1 protein-coding gene is annotated in these 605 nt (G+C 46.1%); it reads right to left on the bottom strand.

Annotation, left to right across the window (positions count from 1 at the left end; genetic code table 11):
* The coding region (locus AC1Z3T_RS21180; RefSeq protein ID WP_483396995.1) for an Ig-like domain-containing protein at positions 1–605 on the bottom strand (605 nt) is incomplete at both ends.

Raw genomic sequence — 605 nt, forward strand, 5'->3', positions numbered from 1 at the left:
CAACGATAGGTTGAGCAGGTGCAGTAGTATCAACAATGACTTGCGCAGGCGGACTAACATTTCCCGAGGCATCTACAGCCGTCACTTTAAGCGCTGTACCATCTGGAATAGGTGTTGTTGGTGTAAATGTAAATTTACCGTCTGGTCCTGCTGTTGTTGTCCCGATGACTTTACCTGAACTATCAGTAATATTTACTGTACTTCCTGCTTCTGCTGTTCCTGTAATTGGACTACCGTCTGTAGGATTAACGATGGGTTGAGCTGGTGCAGTGCTATCCACAATGACTTGCGTAGGCGGACTAACATTTCCCGAGGCATCTACAGCCGTCACTTTAAGCGCTGTACCATCTGGAATAGGTGTTGTTGGTGTAAATGTAAATTTACCGTCTGGTTCTGCTGTTGTAGTACCGATGACTTTACCTGAACTATCAGTAATATTTACTGTACTTCCTGCTTCTGCTGTCCCTGTAATTGGACTACCGTCTGTAGGATTAACGATGGGTTGAGCTGGTGCAGTACTATCAACAATGACTTGCGCAGGCGGACTAACATTTCCCGAGGCATCTACAGCCGTCACTTTAAGCGCTGTACCATCTGGAACAGGT

This window comes from Acinetobacter sp. B-6 (assembly GCF_056930735.1).